The following is a 19214-nucleotide window of genomic DNA, read 5'->3' as shown; positions in this document are numbered from 1 at the left end:
TTTTTCATGAGTCAAAATGTAGTTTTCCACTTCTTCTGTAGCACATCTTCATAAAAAACCATATTTGTTGTTAAGTATTATAACATCATTGTCTTGGAAATAGCTTACATCTAAAAAAAATAAAACCCATGACTCGATGGGAAGCTTACGCTACACCATGTTCATGGGTTTAAAGATGTTTTTTATGAATCATGATACCTTAAACTTAAAAAACAATTTATATTCCGAGCGGTTCATGGCTCAGCCATAATTTCATCCGAGATATAACCTCTTTCATATTTAACGGTTTACTGATGTAATCCGACGCTCCTGCAGCCAGACATTTGTCACGATCCTCTTTCATTGCCTTCGCTGTTAACGCGATGATGGGCAGACTCGTCAGATTTAATCTGTTTCGAATCTGGCGTGTAGTTTCGTATCCGTCCAATTCTGGCATCATAATATCCATCATAATGATATCAGGCTTGGCCTCACCACTTTCCAGCATTTCGAGGCATTCGTAGCCGTTCTGAGCAGTGATCACACGCATATCGTACTGTTCTAACGCGTTAGCTAACGCATACACGTTGCGAATATCATCATCTACAACAAGCACCTGACGTCCGCGGAGCAGTGACTCTTCCAAAGGTGTTAACAACATCTCATTGGGTGATATGTCAGACGAAGTGTGTGGCACTCTTGAAGATGTATTGTCCGGAAGCTGAGGTATCGTTGAAGCCACCTCGTTTGTGAAGAGTCTGGAATCATACACATCTTCTTGTTTATCGTAATGCAGCGGTAGGAACAACGTAAATACACTTCCCTCCCCTTCCCGGCTCGTTGCCGAGATGGAACCTCCCAACAAACTCGCTAGTGATTGGGAAATGGAAAGTCCTAGACCTGTTCCGCCATACTTCCGCGCTGTATCTCCATCCGCCTGCTTGAACGCATCAAAGATCTGTACCAGCTTATGTTCTGCAATACCGATCCCTGTATCACTAACCGAGAACGCGATAACTTCGTCTTCTTGTCCCTTATTCATTGCACTTGGTAAATTCACTCTGGAAATGGTAAGAGCAACTTCACCCTGTTTCGTAAACTTAAACGCATTCGAGAGTAAGTTTCTAAGAATCTGATGCAAACGCATCTCGTCAGAGATAATCGTTTCTGGGAGATTGCTGTGCAACTGGATGCGGAAATCAATTCCCTTTTGCTCAGCTATTTTTAAGAAATATTGATTCATCATCTCCGGCAAACTGTCCAGATAGACGTCATTAAAGTCGACTTCCATCTCGCCAGCTTCGACTTTGGACAGATCGAGTATGTCATTAATCAGATTAAGCAAGTCTTTGCCTGATGCATGGATCACGGATGCGTATTTCTGCTCTTCTTTATTTAAATGCTGATTTTTGTTCTCTGCCAGAATTTCAGAAAGTATTAACATACTGTTGAGCGGAGTACGTAGTTCATGAGACATATTGGCAAGAAACTCGGATTTGTACCCTGAGCTAGTGCGTAATTGATCGGCAACTTCAGCTAGTTCACTAGCTGAGGACTCAGCTACATTCTTTTGTTCTTCTAGACGCTCATTTAGCATGTGCAGCTCTTCGGTCTGCATCTGAAGCTCCTCTGTCTGTGATAACATTTCTTCCGTTTGCACCTGAAGCTTCTCAGACTGTGCCTGTAACTCTTCATTGAGAACCTGCGACTCATCATACAACTGCTGCAGTTCCATACGCGTCACAGTCGAATGAAGCGATACACCAAATATATCAATCAGTTCGTTGAGTAGTGCAATCTCGCTATCCTGTAGTGGCTTCATCGACGCAAGTTCAATTACAGCAATCGTTTTCCCTTCGAAAATGACGGGAATAACCGTAAGTGATGTTGCAGGTGCATGTCCAAGCCCGGACGAGATACGAATGTAATTTTGCGGTAGGTCATTTAAGCGCAGCATCCGTTGCTCATTCGCACTTTGCCCTACAAGCCCCTCTCCAGGTGCCAGTGAAACTTTACCTAGTGATCGTTCTTTGTCTCCATCAGCCGCATATGCAGCAACACGCAACAGTCGATTGTCTTTCCAGTAGTATAAGACGCTATAAGGAATTTCTAATAGCATAGCAAGCTCATTCAGAAACCGCCGTGACAACCCCTCTAGTGTCGTCGGGTTCTGCATCAACGTGGCAATTTCAGTAATTCGCTCTTTGGTACGATTCTGCTCTTGTACGGTATCCAGCAGTTTGTTCGTCTCATCGCCTAGGTCGCCAACCTCATCATTGGTGCGTACATGGATACGTTGTGTGAGGTTTCCACCTTTGTAAATCTCACTAATCGTTTGTTTAACATCGCGTAACGTTTTGATGATATTGCCTGAGATTACGATTGCCGCTAGAACGGACAGTATAGCAATTACTCCCCACAAGCTGTACATGACCGTCAGTAGTGTTGAGCTGCGGGCTGCCAGATCGGTAACCCTCGCTTCGGTCAGAGCAATTTCTGTGTTTCGGAAATTCGTGAGCTGTGATCTTAATAGATCTATTTCGGTTTTACCAGGATCGGATTGGAAAAATGCAAGTACCTGCTCCTGATCTCCCTGCCTCTTCAGTTCAATAGAAGGTTCGCCAGCTACTTCAATCCAGCGTGTGATATGTGTCTTAATATTTTCCAGACTGAGCTGCTGTGACGGATTATCATTCACTAATTCATAGAGGGCAGTGTAATGAGAATTCCATTGGCCGAGACCTTGTATGTAAGGTTCTAAGTACGTCTCGTTTCCTGTAAGCATGAATCCACGCTGCCCTGTCTCCATATCGAGAACAGCTTTTTCAATAGAGTTGGTCAAATTGTGTACATCCAGGTCATGATGGCTGATAAAGTCATTTTCTTTCTGCAATGTGTTAATCAGAGCTGTCAGAACTATCAGAACGGCTCCAAATAACAATACAACCACAAGATAACCTATTAATATTTTGGAGCGTATTGTGAATCTTCTCCTTTTTAGCACCACTTAACCTCCAATGATATAAACCAATCAATTACTATAGCTACTTTTTGAACAAATACGATTATACTTGCATATGTATTTTATATGCATGCGTACATTGCTGACAAGCATTATCAATTATTATTCTTCACAAGAAAAAAACGACCTGTTCTCACAGGTCGCTTCTTATCATTCTTTTCATAAATATATTCATTCCTTAAGCTTTTGGAGCGATCATCTTCGCCGGGTCTACGTACTGATTGAACTGCTCTTCAGTAAGCAACCCGGTTTGCAGTGCTGCTTCTTTTAGAGACAAGCCTTCCTTATGCGCAAGCTTCGCTATTTTTGCTGCATTCTCGTAACCGATATGCGGGTTGAGTGCAGTAACCAACATTAGCGAGTTGTTCAGGTTATGTTCAATCTGACCCAGATTAGGCTCGATGCCTACTGCACACTTATCATTAAAGGCAATGATGGAGTCTGCAAGTAGTTGTACCGATTGAAGGAAATTATAGATAATCACCGGCTTGAATACGTTGAGTTCAAAATTACCTTGGCTCGCAGCGAATCCGATCGCTGCATCGTTACCCATGACTTGTGTAACCACCATCGTTAACGCTTCGCTTTGCGTAGGATTAACCTTACCTGGCATGATGGAGCTGCCTGGCTCGTTCTCAGGGATGCTAATTTCACCCAGACCACTACGCGGACCACTCGCAAGCCAGCGTACATCGTTGGCAATTTTCATGAGATCCGCTGCAAGCGCTTTTACTGCACCGTGTGCGTAAACGACCTCATCATGGCTTGTGAGCGCATGGAATTTGTTCGGAGCGGATACAAAATCTTTACCTGTATGTTTGCCAATCTCTTTGGCTGTGAAATCACCAAAGTCCGGATGTGCATTAATACCCGTTCCTACCGCTGTACCACCAATCGCAAGTTCCTTCATATATTGCGCGCTTTCGCGGATCATGCGTTCACTCTTCGCGAGCATCGCTTCCCAACCGCTAATTTCCTGACCCAGTGTTATCGGAGTGGCATCCTGAAGGTGAGTACGTCCAATTTTAATGATATCTTTGAACGCTTCGGATTTATCCGCCAACGTTTTCTTCAGTACAGCGATCGCTGGCAAAAGTTGATCTTCAACAGCAAGTACGCCTGCGACATGCAGCGCTGTTGGGAACGTATCATTCGAGCTCTGGGACATGTTGACATCATCGTTCGGATGAAGACGCTCTTCCTTACCCTTTTGCTCTAGCAATTGATTACCGAGATTGGCGATAACCTCGTTCACATTCATGTTGGATTGTGTACCACTACCCGTTTGCCATACTACAAGCGGAAAATGATCGTCAATTCGCCCAGCGATGATCTCATCGGCAGCGTATGCAATCGCATCGGATTTGGCAGCAGACAACTTACCTAATTTATGGTTACTCGCCGCAGCACTTTTCTTCAAAATAGCGAGTGAGCGGATAATTTCCATTGGCATATGTTCGCGCCCAATTGGAAAATTCTCTTTACTACGTTGGGTTTGAGCTCCCCATAGTCTGTCAGCAGGTACTTTCATTTCTCCAAGTGTATCTCTTTCAATGCGGTATTCCACTTGCTTTTCCTCCTCCAAAAAAATGGTCTGGGTTTTCTCAAAAGTGGGTGTATCTATATATGTTTAACTAAAAATGATTTACACTGACCACTACGATGACAGAACAACCTTCCGATCGCTGTTATCCCCAGATTTTTTTGATTCCTCTTGTCAAGGGGAAATCCGGGGATAAAGGCGAACGCTTCGCTTCTCCACGTTATTTCTGTCCTCTTCGTTCTAGTGTAAAAGTTTAGTTAAACCCATATAGCCATAGTATACATGAGATAAGGGTTAATTTTCACCTTTTCGACAAAATTGTAAGCGTACCGCAAAACGGGCGTGGCATTATTTTTGAGCAGGGATTGGGTACAGGCGACTTGTCTGTTCGAAGATCTCTCCGGCTTCAAGACCAATGAGCCCGATCTCTTCTGCAGAAGCCCCTTTCACATTCGGTGCATTGACAAGATTCATCTGAGGCTCAGGACAGAAGAAGTTATCCTCCATATTGTTGTTCCAGATCATCCAGTGTTTGTAGGACGTACCTACATCATAAACCAGCTTGTGACCTGTACGATGATCCGTCAGTTCCATATAATTACGTCCATTTTGTGGTACAGCCGTATAGTGGTTGTCCATCGCAGCAAAAAACGGACTCACGCCTTCTGCCTTCAACTTCTCTTCATCCGGTGTAAGCGGTTGAAATTCACCTGTAGGCAAGGAGCGTTCATTCAACTCACGTCGCTGTCCAATCGTAATTTTGGCTGTATAATCCGAACGCTTACTCGCTGAATCAAAAGGTACGCTAATCGCTGTATGGAAAGCAAATAAATTAGGCATACGCTTCGTTCCGTTGTTTCTTACTTTTAATTGTTGTTGCAGTCCATCTTGATTCAATGCGTACCTTAGTGTCACTGTAAACGTAAACGGTAGATATTTATGGAATGGGTCTCCCTCTTTCACTTCCTGAGTCAAAAGAACATAGCTCTCCAGCTCGTTAGCTCCATATCCCTCCACGTTCCATTCCACATCGTGCAGAAAACCATGTAGATGATTGCCCGTTGCTGGTTCGTTTACAGGAAGTTGATAGATTTCACCGTCCCACGGAAAGCGTCCATCCTCATACCGGTTGGGAGGAGATAGAATTGGAATACCGTACACCGCAGGTGCTGCTCGGAATGCATCCATATTGTTCAGGTCAGGCTCCCGCAAATAGCGATGCCCCTGCTCTGTATCCCGATAAGCTACAAGGTTCCCTCCTACACTCGGGATAACTGCCGCTTCAAATTGATTAAAGCGAAGCCATACAGCGGGGATGCCGCCAAATTGTTCTTCAACCGCTTGATTCTGATGTGTCATTGTTATATGTACCTCCTGTGCATACTAAGGTTTATACTATACGGCTCGAATATATCATGACTTGGCGCAAAATACCAATCTATGATATAGAACACATCCATCAACGAACGATCCATGACATATAGAAAAAAGACAGCAAGCATCCATCGCCGCTGCCTTAATTCGGTTATGTTTTATTATTTATTATAGTTTGTGTAGTCTAATCTACATATTTCCCATGATCCGGTACAGTCGTTTCTTCAAAATCAAGATCCAGCTTACGCAGTGATTCACTTAGCATCTCTCCAGTAAGACAATGGCCATGACCTGTAACGACCATGCTGGGTTCAAGCTGTCGAAGCTGTTGAACGGATCGATGAGCTGCCTGCCAATCAGTCGTAAAGTATGCGGGTGGCCCGTGCAACTGTTTGTCCTGAAGCAGCACACTCCAGAGCGATTCCTGCTTCACAGAGATAATGGCATCTCCTGCAATAAGGATACGATCCTGATCCCGGAAAAGTGAGATGTGACCTGGCGTATGTCCTGGGGTATGCACCCATTGCCATTCAGGAGCTCCCGGAACAGAATGATCATCTGGCAAACTGAAAATCCGATCATCCAGATTAATCGCTTCATTCGGGTAAGCAAAGGACAATCGTGCCATTATTCCACCACCAACAGTAGGATCAGCAGGCGGATAGTCTTTCAGCCCCGTCAAATAGGGGATTTCCTGCGGATGCGCATACACGGGTACGCCCCAAAACTGTTCAAGCTCAATGACGGTACCTACATGGTCGAAATGCCCGTGGGTCAAAATAATAGCAGATGGCGGCCCGCTGAATCGCTCTGCTGCAACTTCAACAATATGATCAGTGAACTTCGCCATTCCCGTGTCCACGAGTACCCATTTCCTGCTTCCTGGTTCACCGATGAATATCACATTCACAAATAGTGTACGCATGCTGAGGATATCGTGTGCGACTTCTTCAAGACCCGTCATTCCTGATGTAATCAGATTGTCAGATGCCATTCACGGTTACCTCCCATTCAGGCGGATTGTCCCTCTATACTCGATGCTTCTGTCGTAGACTTCCCTTTTCTGGCATTTCTATTCCATATTCAGAAAAATAAACGGTATACACCCTTTAACAGGCATACACCGTCTAGTATAATCAGCGTGATTCCATAATAGAACCAGAATATATGTTCATGTATGTTATTGCAATTATGCAGGATAAGCATCCAGCGCAGCATCGAGCAACTGATTGTAGAGATCATCATCATTCTCCAACAGCTCGTCCATCCGAAGCAGTTCTTCTTCGTCTCCGGATTGCTCGGTGAAATGAAGACTATAATCCCAATCCTTACCGTTTTTGCTCATAAAGGTAATCTCATAATGTGACTGGGTTCCTTCTGCCTTGAAAACGGTATTCCCTACATACAATTTTTCATCTTCACGGCGCATTTCAGCGCGAATCACTTCAATATTCACTCTCGTTCTCTCCTTTAATCTCTCATCTAGAACGGTTCTCCACATTTTATGGTAAACCTGGTTTGGTAATTATTATTGGTTAATTGTACAATATATATCGTAGCAACGTATACCTTATTCAATGAAGGAGCTTTTATAATCCTTACATACCCGTAATGAGGGCTGTATCAGCCAACGAGGGCTACGACAAATTATGATTACTGGAGGAGAATATAGCATGAACAATTTCGAAACAAATCTACAGCAGTATGCGGAACTGGCCGTAAAAGTTGGAGTTAACGTCCACCCTGGGCAAACACTTGTGGTGAATGCACCAATCACTGCAGCACATTTTGTTCGTCTCATCGTAAAAGCAGCTTATAACACAGGTGCCAAACTGGTCAAAGTGAATTGGAGTGATGAGGTTGTTACTCGTCTTCACTATGATCTGGCTCCAGAAGAGTCTTTCTCAATCGAGCCTAAGTGGTTCGCAGCTGAAATGACCGAGCTTGTCGAAGAAGGCGCAGCAGTACTGCACGTTATCGCCGAGAATCCGGATCTCTTGAACGGAGTCGCACAGGAACGAATCGTGACTAGCCAGAAAGTTCGTGCCAAAGCGCTAGAAAAATATCGTGCATTGCAAATGGCAGATAAGTTTAGCTGGTCAATTGTTGCTGTTCCATCACCAGAATGGGCCGCTAAAGTCTTCCCGGATGTTCCGGAAGCTCAACAAATCGATAAATTATGGGATGTCATCTTCAAAACGGTTCGTATTGGCGAGCAAGACGCTGTCGCTGAATGGAAAACACATCTGCTCAACCTTGATTCCCGTGCGGATCTGCTTAATCAGAAGAAGTATAAGAAACTTCACTACACAGCTCCGGGAACAGACTTGACCATCGAACTTCCAGAAGGACATCTGTGGGTGTCTGGTGGCAGTGTCAATGAACAAGGTCATGTGTTCGTCGCTAACATGCCTACAGAAGAGGTATTTACCGCACCTTTAAAATCCGGTGTTCATGGTACCGTTCGCAGCACGAAACCACTTAGTTATGGCGGTAACCTGATCGATGGCTTCTCCCTTACCTTTGAGAATGGCCGAGTTGTGGATTATACCGCTGAACAGGGTTACGACGCTCTCAAAAACCTGGTCGAAATGGATGAAGGTGCTCATTATCTAGGCGAGGTTGCTCTCGTTCCTCATCAATCACCGATCTCCGATACGAATATTTTGTTCTACAACACGCTGTTTGACGAAAATGCATCTAACCACTTGGCAATCGGTAATGCCTATGCTTTCTGTCTTGAAGGCGGTAAATCCATGTCCAAGGAAGAACTTATTGACGCTGGATTGAACTCCAGTCTTACGCATGTGGACTTTATGATTGGATCAGGAGAAATGAATATTCACGGCATTATTTCGGAAGGTTCAGAAGAAGCCATCTTCCTGAACGGAAACTGGGCATTCTAAATCTCTGCGAATCTCATGAGAGAGGATAATAATCCTCTCTCTTCCTTTGTTTATATCGATAAATTTAACATTGAATGCAAGGTTCAGCTATATAACGCTTGATATGACTACGGCTAAAGTTAGGAGACAATTAGATGTTAACATTTGAACAAAAGCTAGATCGTTACGCGGAGCTCGCTGTCGAAGTAGGAGCAAACGTGCAACCAGGACAAATTTTTGTAATTAGTGCCATGATCGATACGGTTGAATTTGTACGTTTGTTGGTACGGAAGGGGTATGAAGCAGGTGCCAAAAAAGTAATCGTTAAATTCAGTGATGAAACTGTAAATCGACTACGTTTCGAGATGGCTCCGGAACAATCATTCCAAGATCCTCCGAAATGGCATGCTGCTGAGCTTGAAGAACTTGCTGCAAACAACGCGGCATTCTTAACTGTCCTGTCATCAAGCCCTGACTTGTTGAAAGGAATCGATCCAGAACGTATTTCGACGCATCAACGAACCTATGGTCAGGCACTTGCTAAATACCGTCAGTATCAGCAGGCAGATAAAATGAGCTGGACAGGTGTAGCCTGCCCTTCACCAGACTGGGCTGCCAAAGTATTCCCTGATCTGCCTGCCTCTGAACAGATGGAACAGCTATGGGAAGCTATCTTCGCTGCCGTACGCGCTGATTTAGAAGAGCCTATCCAAGCTTGGGAACAGCACATCGAGCGTTTAGAGCACAAGGCTGTTGCCCTTAATAACAAAAAGTATCGTGCACTGCACTTTATCTCACCTGGTACGGATCTCACCGTTGAGCTTCCAGAAGGACACATTTGGGCTCAGGCAGGAAGCGTGAATGAACGAGGTACTCCTTTTGTAGCTAATATCCCAACAGAAGAAGTGTTCACAGCTCCAGCAAAACACGGCGTTAATGGTACAGTATCCAGCACGAAACCACTGAGTTATGGTGGAAGCATTATTGATCGTTTCACGCTGACGTTCGAGAATGGGCGAATTGTTGATTTTCATGCGGAGGAAGGACATGATACGCTTGAACGTCTGATTAATATGGACGAAGGTTCTCATTATTTGGGTGAAGTTGCGCTGGTACCTTACCACTCTCCAATCTCTGAAAGTGGCATTTTGTATTACACAACACTTTATGATGAGAATGCTTCCTGTCATCTTGCAATTGGTAGTTCATACGCCTTTAATATCGATGGTGGCAAAAAAATGTCCCCAGAAGAACTCGCAGCTCGTGGTATGAATACAAGTATTACTCATGTCGATTTCATGATGGGCTCACCCGAGACAGACATCTATGGAATTACAACAAGTGGTGAACGTGAAGCGATCTTCCTGAAAGGTGACTGGGCTTTCTAATAGGACTCATGCATTCTAGCAACAACATCTATAGGTAAAACTACAACAAAAGACTGCTTAATCAACCATAATTATGGTTAGATTAGGCGGTCTTTTTTTAATATTTTTCGTTCAGTATGTAAAACGATGATATTGTTAGACTTCCATATAATGCTGTAAAATGAAATGATACCAATGTTTGTAGATTCTTCACCAGAAAGGAGAACATCATGGCTAATCGGCTCCAATTACTTTTAGCCTCAGATTTCCATAATTTGAGTCCAACACTTCAGGAAGAAGTGTATTATGAATATTATAATATGGTACATGGTCTTATCGTTTATATCATCAAAGAGCGTGCCGCTGCTGAAGATATCATTCAGGAAGCTTTTATCAAAATCATTAAAAACAAACCTCTTTTCGAGAGTGAAATAAAACTAAAAGCATGGCTTAAGGTCGTAACACGAAATACAGCCATTAATTATTTGAGAAAAAATAAAAATAACCGTAACCAACTGGATACGGATAGTGTTTTTATAGATATGGAGACGATTAATCAGACTTCAGCTTCTGTCGAAACCACAGTTGAAACACAAATGATGCAGGAATCTATTGAATTTTACCTCAGCCAGCTCAAACCTGAATATCGTGTTCTGATCGAGATGCGATGGAAAGACGGACTCTCTTACCGGGAGATGGCTGAGATTTTGAATACATCGGAAGAGATTGTTAAGCAACGGTTATTCCGTGCTCGGGGAAGCATTAAGAAGCAATTACATAAGGAATGGGGTGGCAGCATTGAGCAAAGGCAAATTAGATAAGCATGATCACGAGTCATACGAAGAGCTAGAAGATGACTATTTTGATGATGCCTTCGATTTAGCTTTTGATGAAGCATTCCGACGGGCTGCTTCAACTCCCCCTACCCCTAGTAAGGAACAAACCAAGAACATGCAGGAATCCTGGCTTAATGTGCAAACCGAGATTAATAAAATAGGTAAACGCAGAAGACGAAAACAAACCTTCTGGTTATCTGGTGTTGTGGCAGCTTCCATTGCCTTAGGCGCATTGTTGTTCAGTGTGCCTGCCGGTACACAGGCCGTATCCCCTTTTATGCAAACGATAAAAGATTGGGGAAATGGAATGAAATCCATCGTCATCAAAGATGGTACGGAACAGATCGTTGGGAAAGATCCTTCAACGGCCAGAACTCCTCCACCACCTGAACCAGGCATTGAGGATGCTCCTACAATTACCATCATTGAGGGTGCTGACCTGCCTGTTGAATACGACCGTACATTTGGTCCTGTTGAAGTCACTGAAGAGCAGGCTCGTTCAGGTTTTCTTGGCGATTTTCTCTTATCCAACGCCATTCCTGAACGATTCACACATGTGAAGTTCGAACTGCTCCTAGAAGATCGTGAGGAAGATAGCGAGCAGTCGAACTCGTCTGATGACAGAGACTATGAGTCAGATCATATGCGTGTGCGTTATTCTACTTGGGTGAATGATAACGAAGAAGAAGTCATTCAATTTGATTATATGTGGATCCGACCTGGTCAAGTTGATACAGCACCCGTGTTACGTGAGACAGATATGGTTCGTTTGGATGATGGCAGCGAAGCACTTATAGCAATTGGTCCACCGTATAACACGTTCCAATGGATGATGGGATCAACTAATGTGAGCATGTTTGGTACGATTAACAAAGCGGAAATGCTAGCTATTGCCAATGATCTGCAGAAGCAAAGGTTTCCTTCGACCAATCGTTGATCGCAATAATTGCTAGAACAATACCGTGTCAGATATATGTGTTGTCTTCTCGGTGTCTGATCCGTCCATTGCGGTATGCACACTGACTACACGATAGTAGTAACCAGATATAACGGTCCAATTGGAATTAGCCTTTAACACATTTGTATTACTTTTCGTTGATGTACCTGAGCGATACGTGATCCAAGTGGATCCGTCCCAACGTTCAAGACGATAATCCACTGTTAAAGATTTCATCTGATTATATGTTGCCGTGTTGGTATACACATGAACAGAAAGTCCACCTGCTGGAACGACCGTGCCATTTGCTTTATAAATATGTGTTAATTGCTCCAAGCTCTGAATGCTTTGCGTCTCTGGAGGCGGTGGGGTCAAAGCTCTTGGTTTGACAACAGACCTTTCTGAAGCTGCTTGAAGTTCTCCGTCAGTTATGGTTAGGAATACAGGTAAAGTCAAAGCTACTGCTAGTGTAACTTTAAGGATTGCATTCAAACGCTTGTTTAACATCTGGCTCATCCTCCATTTCATTATATGAATAAATATGGATATCCATATTTGATGTTACGAAGTATACCGATCATTCGTTTCAAACTGAACATTGTGAATTTTACTTTCCTTCTCCGGCAAGGAGGTATGTACTACCTGTTATACTAACTAAAGAAAAACCGTACAGTGAGTGAAAACACTGTACGGTTTCTTACTTTTATAGGATAGAGATAACATGAGTATGAATTCTACTTCTAGTTCTAGAGCTTATATCAAGCCCCTTCTTCCTCCACTAACATCTCTAACTTAATCACATTTACACGGGAGATTCGTTTGTGCTCTGTCTCCTGGATTACGAATAGATGCCCGCCGTACTCTACCGATTGTCCCACCTCAGGCGGAATTGTTTCAACTCGGGAGTATAGCCATCCACCAATCGTATCATAATCCGATCGATCCATCTCTAATCCGAAACGCTCACTTACTTCTTCAATCAGCATAAGCCCGTCAATCGAGTATTCCATCTCATCCACTTGTTCAATCGCAGGACGTTCCTGATCGAATTCGTCCTGAATCTCACCAACGATCTCTTCCATAATATCCTCAAGCGTTACAAGTCCCGAGGTGCCTCCATATTCATCAATCAGAATCGCAATTTGCGTCTTACTGCGCTGCATGCGTTTGAGCAAGTCACTGATTGGTGTTGAATCAGGCACGGCAAGAATTGGACGAATAACTGAGATCGTATCGGTCAACTGAGATTTCATCAGATCTTTGATGTGAATAAAACCGATGATATGATCCTTGTCACCGTTATATACCGGATAACGGGTTCTCATGCTTTCACTGGCGATTTCCAGATTCTCCAGCATCGACTGATTGGCGTTCAGACAGATCATTTCCGTCCGCGGAATCATAATTTCACGGGCGGTCGTTGCCGTAAAATCAAATATATTATCAACAAGCGCCAATTCAGTATTGTCAATTAAACCGCTCTTATTGCTTTCTTTCATAAGAATGCGTATTTCATCTTCGCTATGCGCTTCATCTAGCTCGGAGGCCGGTGCCATCCGGATTAAACGCAACAGGCTGTTAGCCATTCCATTTAAAGCCCATATAAAGGGATACATCAATTTGTAGAAAAACGTAAGCAGTGCCGCAGACCATAACGTGACCGTCTCCGATTTACGGATTGCTATCGTTTTGGGAGCAAGTTCCCCGAGTACAATATGCAAAATCGTAATAATTACAAAAGCAATGGCAATCGAAACACCATGCACATACACAGGGCCTAACCCAAATGCTGTAAACATTGGCTCAAGTAAGTGAGCGATTGCCGGTTCTCCCAGCCACCCAAGTCCTAGTGAAGCTAGCGTTATCCCTAACTGACAGGCAGATAGATAAGCATCTAGATTACGCACAATGTTGGAAGCATAGATTGCATTTTTGTTGCCTGATTCCACCAAAGCTTCGATGCGGCTGCCGCGAACTTTTACCATCGCAAATTCTGCCGATACGAAGAAACCATTCATTAATACAAGTACACCGATTAATACTAAGTTTATAATACTCGGTAAGGGGTCACTCAAATGTTCATCCTATTCGCCGTTATTCTTCGGCAAATAGGTCCACCTCCTTCGAAAATGTAGGATATTAGCCATTCTGCCGCTCATATGCAGTTTCAACTTCCCAATACTCCCACCTCCGTCTTATCGTGTCGAATAACATGGATATGCTTCTTTTATTATATAACTCTAAACTACACAGTCAATCCGTGTCCTATGACACTGAAATGACGTAAACTAGCTTTTTCTTTTACAAATAACATGAAAACGCCATTTCTTTAACATATTTGATTTCAAGTTCTTATTAAACTTTATTCGAATCTACCCCATTCTTCGATGTACGATCCCAGCGCCAGCGCGGCTCTTTGCCTGCCTCGTTCCTTAATCCGCCGAACCAGGCTTCTTCTCTTCGAAGGCTTGCCCAATCCACTTCCTCATTTAATACCTGAATTCCAAGAGGGGTTAAAGAGAGAACGGCATTCCGAAACTCATCACTATGCTGCTTGAAATCAGGAAAGCTCGTTTCACCAGTTAGCGAAAGTAACGCATACGGCTCAGATGACATTCTGCGCAGATGAGCCCAATACTCCAAATCCCCCATCCCAAGCCAATGAAGTTGGTTCCCAACATGCTTGAATAGTGGATACGGGCGATCAATCCCCTCTCTGATTGCTTCTAAAGTCGTCTGTTCGATGATTCCCAATCCATTCGTGATTGAAGGTAGTCGGGACAGATGCGCCTGAAATGCAGTATGTGCAAAGGGATACGCTGACGTATCCTTGGTCAAGAACTCCATATGATCCTGGATGTTCGGTGAAGTATAGGCTTCCCAGAACAAACGCCCAGCTTCCATCTCTTCAGCCCCTATGACATGCCATGTCCCGGATAAGCGACCAATTTGTTTAGGTGTGAGCTGTCCAAGCCCTCGGAAGTGTTCAATCTCGGGATGAGAATCTATGCATAACAGATGCAAGGTCGTATCTCCGAGCGATTGTCCTTGGAAAAAGTGTAGCAGGTACGATAGCATCGTTTGATCATACAAGTCATACTCAAACCAGAAAACAATCTCCTTTTCGTTATGCAAAGAGTGAAGTTTCTGTTCCAGCTCGGCAATTTGTAAATAAACGGATTGGGGGATACCTAGCTCATGTTCTAGATAGGCTGCACGTCTACTTCTCCCCTCCCGCTCCGCCATGTCCCGATAGACAGGGCCAAATGGATATAGCTCTCTCCAGACAAGAACGTCCCCCTGAATTCCACTCTGTCTGATACGATCTGCTGCATGGTCGCCATTCGTAATATGAAGCATGTCTTTTCCTCCTTCATAGAGATTGGTAAATACGGAAGTTACGTCAACCACAGGGATGTGGCGTCTAAGTTTTTTGCGGGCATCAAACAATCTTTTTTTCAACGCAGAGACAGATACATTCAAAAATTCCGAAATTTCGTTCAGCGAGTACCCTTTGAAATAAAACATATCTACAACAAGCTGCATCGATGAGGGCAGACTTCCAATAGAGTCATATAACATGCGATTTTGTTCCTTTAGCAACAATAGCTGCTCGGGATCATTCGTCTGCTCTTCCTGGTGCATATGCGAGAGTTCTTCTACGGGAATGGTGACATGCCGTTTACGTCGCAACCAGCGGTAACACTGCCGCTCTACAATCACTTTGAACCAACCAGGAAACGCTTCAGGCTTGTCCAATCGAGTCAGATTTGCAAACGCCTCAGTGAAAGCTTCCTGTACAACATCCTCAGCCCAAAAATCGTCCTTAAGTATATGGTACGCCACAGCATGAGCCATTCCCCGGAATTGCATAACCAGATGTTCATATGCATCAGGCTCACCGCGTACAGCACCTTCAATCCATGATTTCACTGCTAATCAGTTCCTTCCTTATGTCGAACGTATTGAATCTCCTGTTTATCAGTCTAAACATGACGCATCTTCCATTCCAATACCCATGTCTTATCTATAAGTGCCACTACCTGATCATAAGGTTACTTGGTTGAAATAATTTTATTTAACCTTACCTTTAGTTCAATGGTGGATTCAAGTTGAGAATATACCCTATAATAAAAGGCTGCTTATGAACGTAGCATTTAAACTACATTCAGAAGCAACCTATGGAGAACTATGTTCTAGGTATGTTACTTACCGTCCTGTATGTTAAGGACTAACGTCTGCTCGGTGCTTGTGGGTAGTTACCAATAACACCAGGATATTGATACAACAGCGGCTCATCAAATGTCGCGTAGTCGAAGTTAACCATCAAAAGCATAATACGTCTGCCTGTTTTTGGATCACTAATGATAATGTGGTCACGACCGGCTGCTTCAATAACACCTTGGAAGATCCGTGCATTCCATTCTTTGTTGCCTTCATAAGTCATATAGAATGTACCGAATTTACCCAGATTCAGACGCAGGATATTCTCGATGTAGGATTGTTCGAACTGAGGAGCAGTTGTTGTTACAACAGTTCCTGTAGGTGTCATTGGGCTGCCACTGGAGACAAGCGGCGGAACAGATGTAGAGCTTGGTGACACCATTCCTGGTGTTGGGGTCATCGAAGGTGCTCCGTTACCGATTTTATAAGATGCTCCTTGTACTTGCGAATTCGCTTGTTGACCCATTACCTGTGTTGGCTGATAAGGCTGATTAATCATTGATGATTCCTCCCAAAAATTAATTTCTTAATAGCGGTAGCTTAATCAAACATGCACTAATAAACCTCTGGACAGTCATCCCCTGTAGGACTAAAGAAACAATGTGCTTTGAAACGGCCGGTATTTTGCTGGTTATACCACGTTGGTGGGCAATCACCTACAGGGCGGAAAAACCATAAGGCATTGCTTGCTGGCCAGATGCGCTCCCCGTTAATCACGCGCTGGGCTAGACGAATCTCGGACTGTCTTGCTCGCTGATAAAAGTATCCCTTCTGTGTAGACTCGAAACCACCAGGGTTCTGAAACACCATGCGATTGATATCTCGGATATCCCGAAAATCCAAGCAGTCCACCAGTACACGGTTTACGCCAACGTTACCGACTAACAACATGCCTTGTTCGCCGTCACCCTCAGCCTCTGCTCTCAACAGCCTAGCAAGCAGCTTGACATCTTCTGAGTTGGCTTTGATTACAGCCATGATCTGCTTCCTCCTCTGCATCAGCTCTTCATCAGCTCTTCATCACCGTATATCGTATTGTGCAGGAGCCTATTCGGTGACACGATGATATCGGATTTTCACAAAAAAAAGCCCGGAACCTCAGCACGTGTGAGATTCCGGGAGATCCAATTTCCTATATAACTCGCCTATTTAAGGCTTGGCTTCCACCCAATAATCATAAGCATGTACAATATTACCTTGATAGGATTGGAAGTTAGACAGAAGGTTTGGCAACAAAGCTAATTGACGTTCCATCTCTGACGCGCCTGCCTCATAAAAAGAAATATGCTTGCCTTCATGATTCTCCTTAATTTCGACTGAAATCATTAACGGTTTGCCTAATCGATCAGCCATCTCCATCTCCTGGCTAACGACGGCGGCGATACCGTTGGAACCTTCAGCTGTATTACGGAATGCCATAAGTGAGACATGATCCAATGTGTCAATCATAAACTCACTGACCGAGACGTTCTTGCCTGGCAGTGGAAAAGTATCGAGCCATACAGCCAAATCGGCGCTCGTTTCCAAATCGCCGTTCTTCTTCGTTTCTTCGTGAAAATAGGCAATATTGGCTGCCCACTCGCTTAACAGCTTATCCCGGTCGGACTGCCAATCAGGCAAAGTGTAAGGCTCGATATCCAGATGAATCCCCTTAAACTGTTCATCAGCTTCAACTTCAGCGTTATAATTCGTTACATAATCAATTAAACGCTGAATACGTGGACGATTCTCGATTTTCCCCCAGATCGGATGACCACCCATGGCGTGAATCTCGATCCCTTGAGCCGCAGCACGCTTCACAAATGATCGGTAGCTAGAGTAAGGCTGCTCCAAGTCAAGGCGTACATACAAGAAGTTAATACTTTTTTCTTTTGCGAATTCGAGAATATGTTCCCCGCCATCGTTAGTTACTTGAGAAGCCTCCCAGATGTAAGTTCCACGAATTTCAGGTGGACTAACTGGATTCTCTGGAGCAGGTGCCGGTGCGGGTTCATCTTCTGGAGCTAACTGGCTCCAATACACAATGTCATGTACTGCTGCTCCAGCATAAGACGTATGGTCTCGAAACGAATCTGCTACTTCACTCAACACGGCTTCAAGCTCGGCTGCTCCTTTATCTGCAAATGTGGTGAATTCTTCACCAGGCATCGGTTTGGTGTTCACCCCAACGGTTACAGACACCGCCTGGGCGTCTGCCTCGTTCATATCTTTTTCAATTAAGCGAATAATTCCGTTATTACCTTGTGCAGTATCTCGGTATACGAGTAAAGTAATATGATCAAACCGCTCGATGAACCAGTGCGATAACGTTTCGTTATCTGCATCTTCGGTTGTCCTTTTCCCTGCTACTGTATAAGAATTGAGCCAAAAAGGTAAATCCACATTCACCTGAATGTTTCCATTCTGTTCTACTTGTTGCTGTAACAACGTCATATTATTCATCCATGATTGCACTAACGATGCCGCATCCGTTTTCCACGCTGCTAGAACATAAGGCTTAACATCCAGATGGATCGCATCGAACCTTTCTCCTGACTCCACCGTAAGATTATACTCACTTACCCAAGAGGCCAGTCGAAGCATCGGACCCTCACGACCTTCAATCGCCCAAGATGGATCCCCTCCGAGTGCTTCAACGGCAATACCCGCTTTAGTCGCTTTGGCAATGAATTCACGGTATATCTCTGTTGAAAGGTTCATATTCACATTTACATAGAGTCTATTAATCTTATGCTTAGCTGCATTCGCAAGCAGCTCATCTCCTCCGTCACGGATCGAATTCGCCTGCCACACCCAGGCAGCTCTAACATCAGGGCTAGCCTCAGCAGTCGATTCAAAGCCAGTCATTATGATCCCTCCAATCAGCAATAAGAGCCAAAGTACTTTCCGGGATGATTTCCCGAACATAAACTCCCTCCATTCCTATACTGTTGTAAAATCACATTCATTATAGCAACCGAGTTATTAAAATCAAATAAGCCCAAGTGCTTAACTTGGGCTTAAGTACGCTATTGAGTGACGGGGAAGTACCTGATTAAATAAATCCC

Annotated in this window: 15 protein-coding genes; 4 read left to right on the top strand and 11 right to left on the bottom strand. The window is 43.9% G+C overall.

The window, feature by feature from the left end; all coding sequences use genetic code 11:
- Nucleotides 1-217 precede the first annotated feature (217 nt).
- The 5 genes from M3636_RS08055 to M3636_RS08035 all read right to left on the bottom strand — a co-directional run bounded on the left by M3636_RS08055 (nt 218) and on the right by M3636_RS08035 (nt 7374).
- Entirely contained in the window at nt 218-2983 is a 2766-nt protein-coding gene (locus tag M3636_RS08055; RefSeq protein ID WP_251382006.1) for a CHASE3 domain-containing protein, read from the bottom strand.
- A 196-nt stretch (nt 2984-3179) separates the two neighbouring features.
- Complete coding sequence (gene fumC, locus M3636_RS08050; RefSeq protein ID WP_251382004.1) at nt 3180-4568, bottom strand: class II fumarate hydratase; 1389 nt, start codon at nt 4566-4568, stop codon at nt 3180-3182.
- A 324-nt stretch (nt 4569-4892) separates the two neighbouring features.
- The gene (locus M3636_RS08045; RefSeq protein WP_251382002.1) at nt 4893-5903 is read right to left on the bottom strand and encodes an aldose 1-epimerase; all 1011 of its coding nucleotides are present in this window, start codon (nt 5901-5903) and stop codon (nt 4893-4895) included.
- Between the two features lie 199 nt (nt 5904-6102).
- Entirely contained in the window at nt 6103-6912 is an 810-nt protein-coding gene (locus tag M3636_RS08040) for an MBL fold metallo-hydrolase (RefSeq protein ID WP_251382001.1), read from the bottom strand.
- A 195-nt stretch (nt 6913-7107) separates the two neighbouring features.
- Complete coding sequence (locus tag M3636_RS08035) at nt 7108-7374, bottom strand: hypothetical protein (RefSeq protein WP_174715294.1); 267 nt, start codon at nt 7372-7374, stop codon at nt 7108-7110.
- A 217-nt stretch (nt 7375-7591) separates the two neighbouring features.
- On the opposite strand from M3636_RS08035, the gene M3636_RS08030 reads away from it, so the two are divergent.
- From M3636_RS08030 to M3636_RS08015, 4 genes are all read left to right on the top strand, one after another.
- Nucleotides 7592-8824, top strand: coding sequence for an aminopeptidase (locus M3636_RS08030; RefSeq protein ID WP_251382000.1), 1233 nt, complete (start codon nt 7592-7594; stop codon nt 8822-8824).
- A gap of 134 nt (nt 8825-8958) precedes the next feature.
- Nucleotides 8959-10191, top strand: a complete 1233-nt coding sequence (locus M3636_RS08025; RefSeq protein ID WP_251381998.1) for an aminopeptidase — start codon at nt 8959-8961, stop codon at nt 10189-10191.
- A 209-nt stretch (nt 10192-10400) separates the two neighbouring features.
- Nucleotides 10401-10991 (top strand): RNA polymerase sigma factor, encoded by a 591-nt coding sequence (locus M3636_RS08020; protein WP_128102142.1) that lies wholly within the window; start codon nt 10401-10403, stop codon nt 10989-10991.
- Nucleotides 10969-11943 (top strand): hypothetical protein, encoded by a 975-nt coding sequence (locus tag M3636_RS08015; protein ID WP_251381996.1) that lies wholly within the window; start codon nt 10969-10971, stop codon nt 11941-11943. The genes M3636_RS08020 and M3636_RS08015 overlap by 23 nt, the downstream gene beginning before the upstream one ends.
- A gap of 12 nt (nt 11944-11955) precedes the next feature.
- Here M3636_RS08015 and M3636_RS08010 read toward each other — a convergent pair whose 3' ends face one another.
- The 6 genes from M3636_RS08010 to M3636_RS07985 all read right to left on the bottom strand — a co-directional run bounded on the left by M3636_RS08010 (nt 11956) and on the right by M3636_RS07985 (nt 19014).
- Nucleotides 11956-12450 (bottom strand): hypothetical protein, encoded by a 495-nt coding sequence (locus tag M3636_RS08010; RefSeq protein WP_145408534.1) that lies wholly within the window; start codon nt 12448-12450, stop codon nt 11956-11958.
- Between the two features lie 251 nt (nt 12451-12701).
- The gene (locus M3636_RS08005) at nt 12702-14018 is read right to left on the bottom strand and encodes a hemolysin family protein (RefSeq protein ID WP_128102139.1); all 1317 of its coding nucleotides are present in this window, start codon (nt 14016-14018) and stop codon (nt 12702-12704) included.
- A 280-nt stretch (nt 14019-14298) separates the two neighbouring features.
- Nucleotides 14299-15876: a sigma-70 family RNA polymerase sigma factor gene (locus M3636_RS29730; protein ID WP_251381994.1), complete on the bottom strand. Its 1578-nt coding sequence runs from the start codon at nt 15874-15876 to the stop codon at nt 14299-14301.
- A gap of 298 nt (nt 15877-16174) precedes the next feature.
- Nucleotides 16175-16666: a spore coat protein GerQ gene (gerQ, locus tag M3636_RS07995; RefSeq protein ID WP_483311506.1), complete on the bottom strand. Its 492-nt coding sequence runs from the start codon at nt 16664-16666 to the stop codon at nt 16175-16177.
- 56 nt (nt 16667-16722) lie between these two features.
- The gene (locus M3636_RS07990) at nt 16723-17145 is read right to left on the bottom strand and encodes a cell wall hydrolase (RefSeq protein ID WP_251381992.1); all 423 of its coding nucleotides are present in this window, start codon (nt 17143-17145) and stop codon (nt 16723-16725) included.
- 171 nt (nt 17146-17316) lie between these two features.
- Nucleotides 17317-19014, bottom strand: coding sequence for a hypothetical protein (locus M3636_RS07985; RefSeq protein ID WP_251381990.1), 1698 nt, complete (start codon nt 19012-19014; stop codon nt 17317-17319).
- Nucleotides 19015-19214: the final 200 nt, after the last annotated feature.

Source organism: Paenibacillus sp. MER 99-2, from assembly GCF_023714095.1.
Lineage (GTDB): Bacteria > Bacillota > Bacilli > Paenibacillales > Paenibacillaceae > Paenibacillus.
The sequence above is the reverse complement of the archived record's forward strand: the minus strand, read 5'-3'. Positions and strand labels throughout refer to the sequence as shown.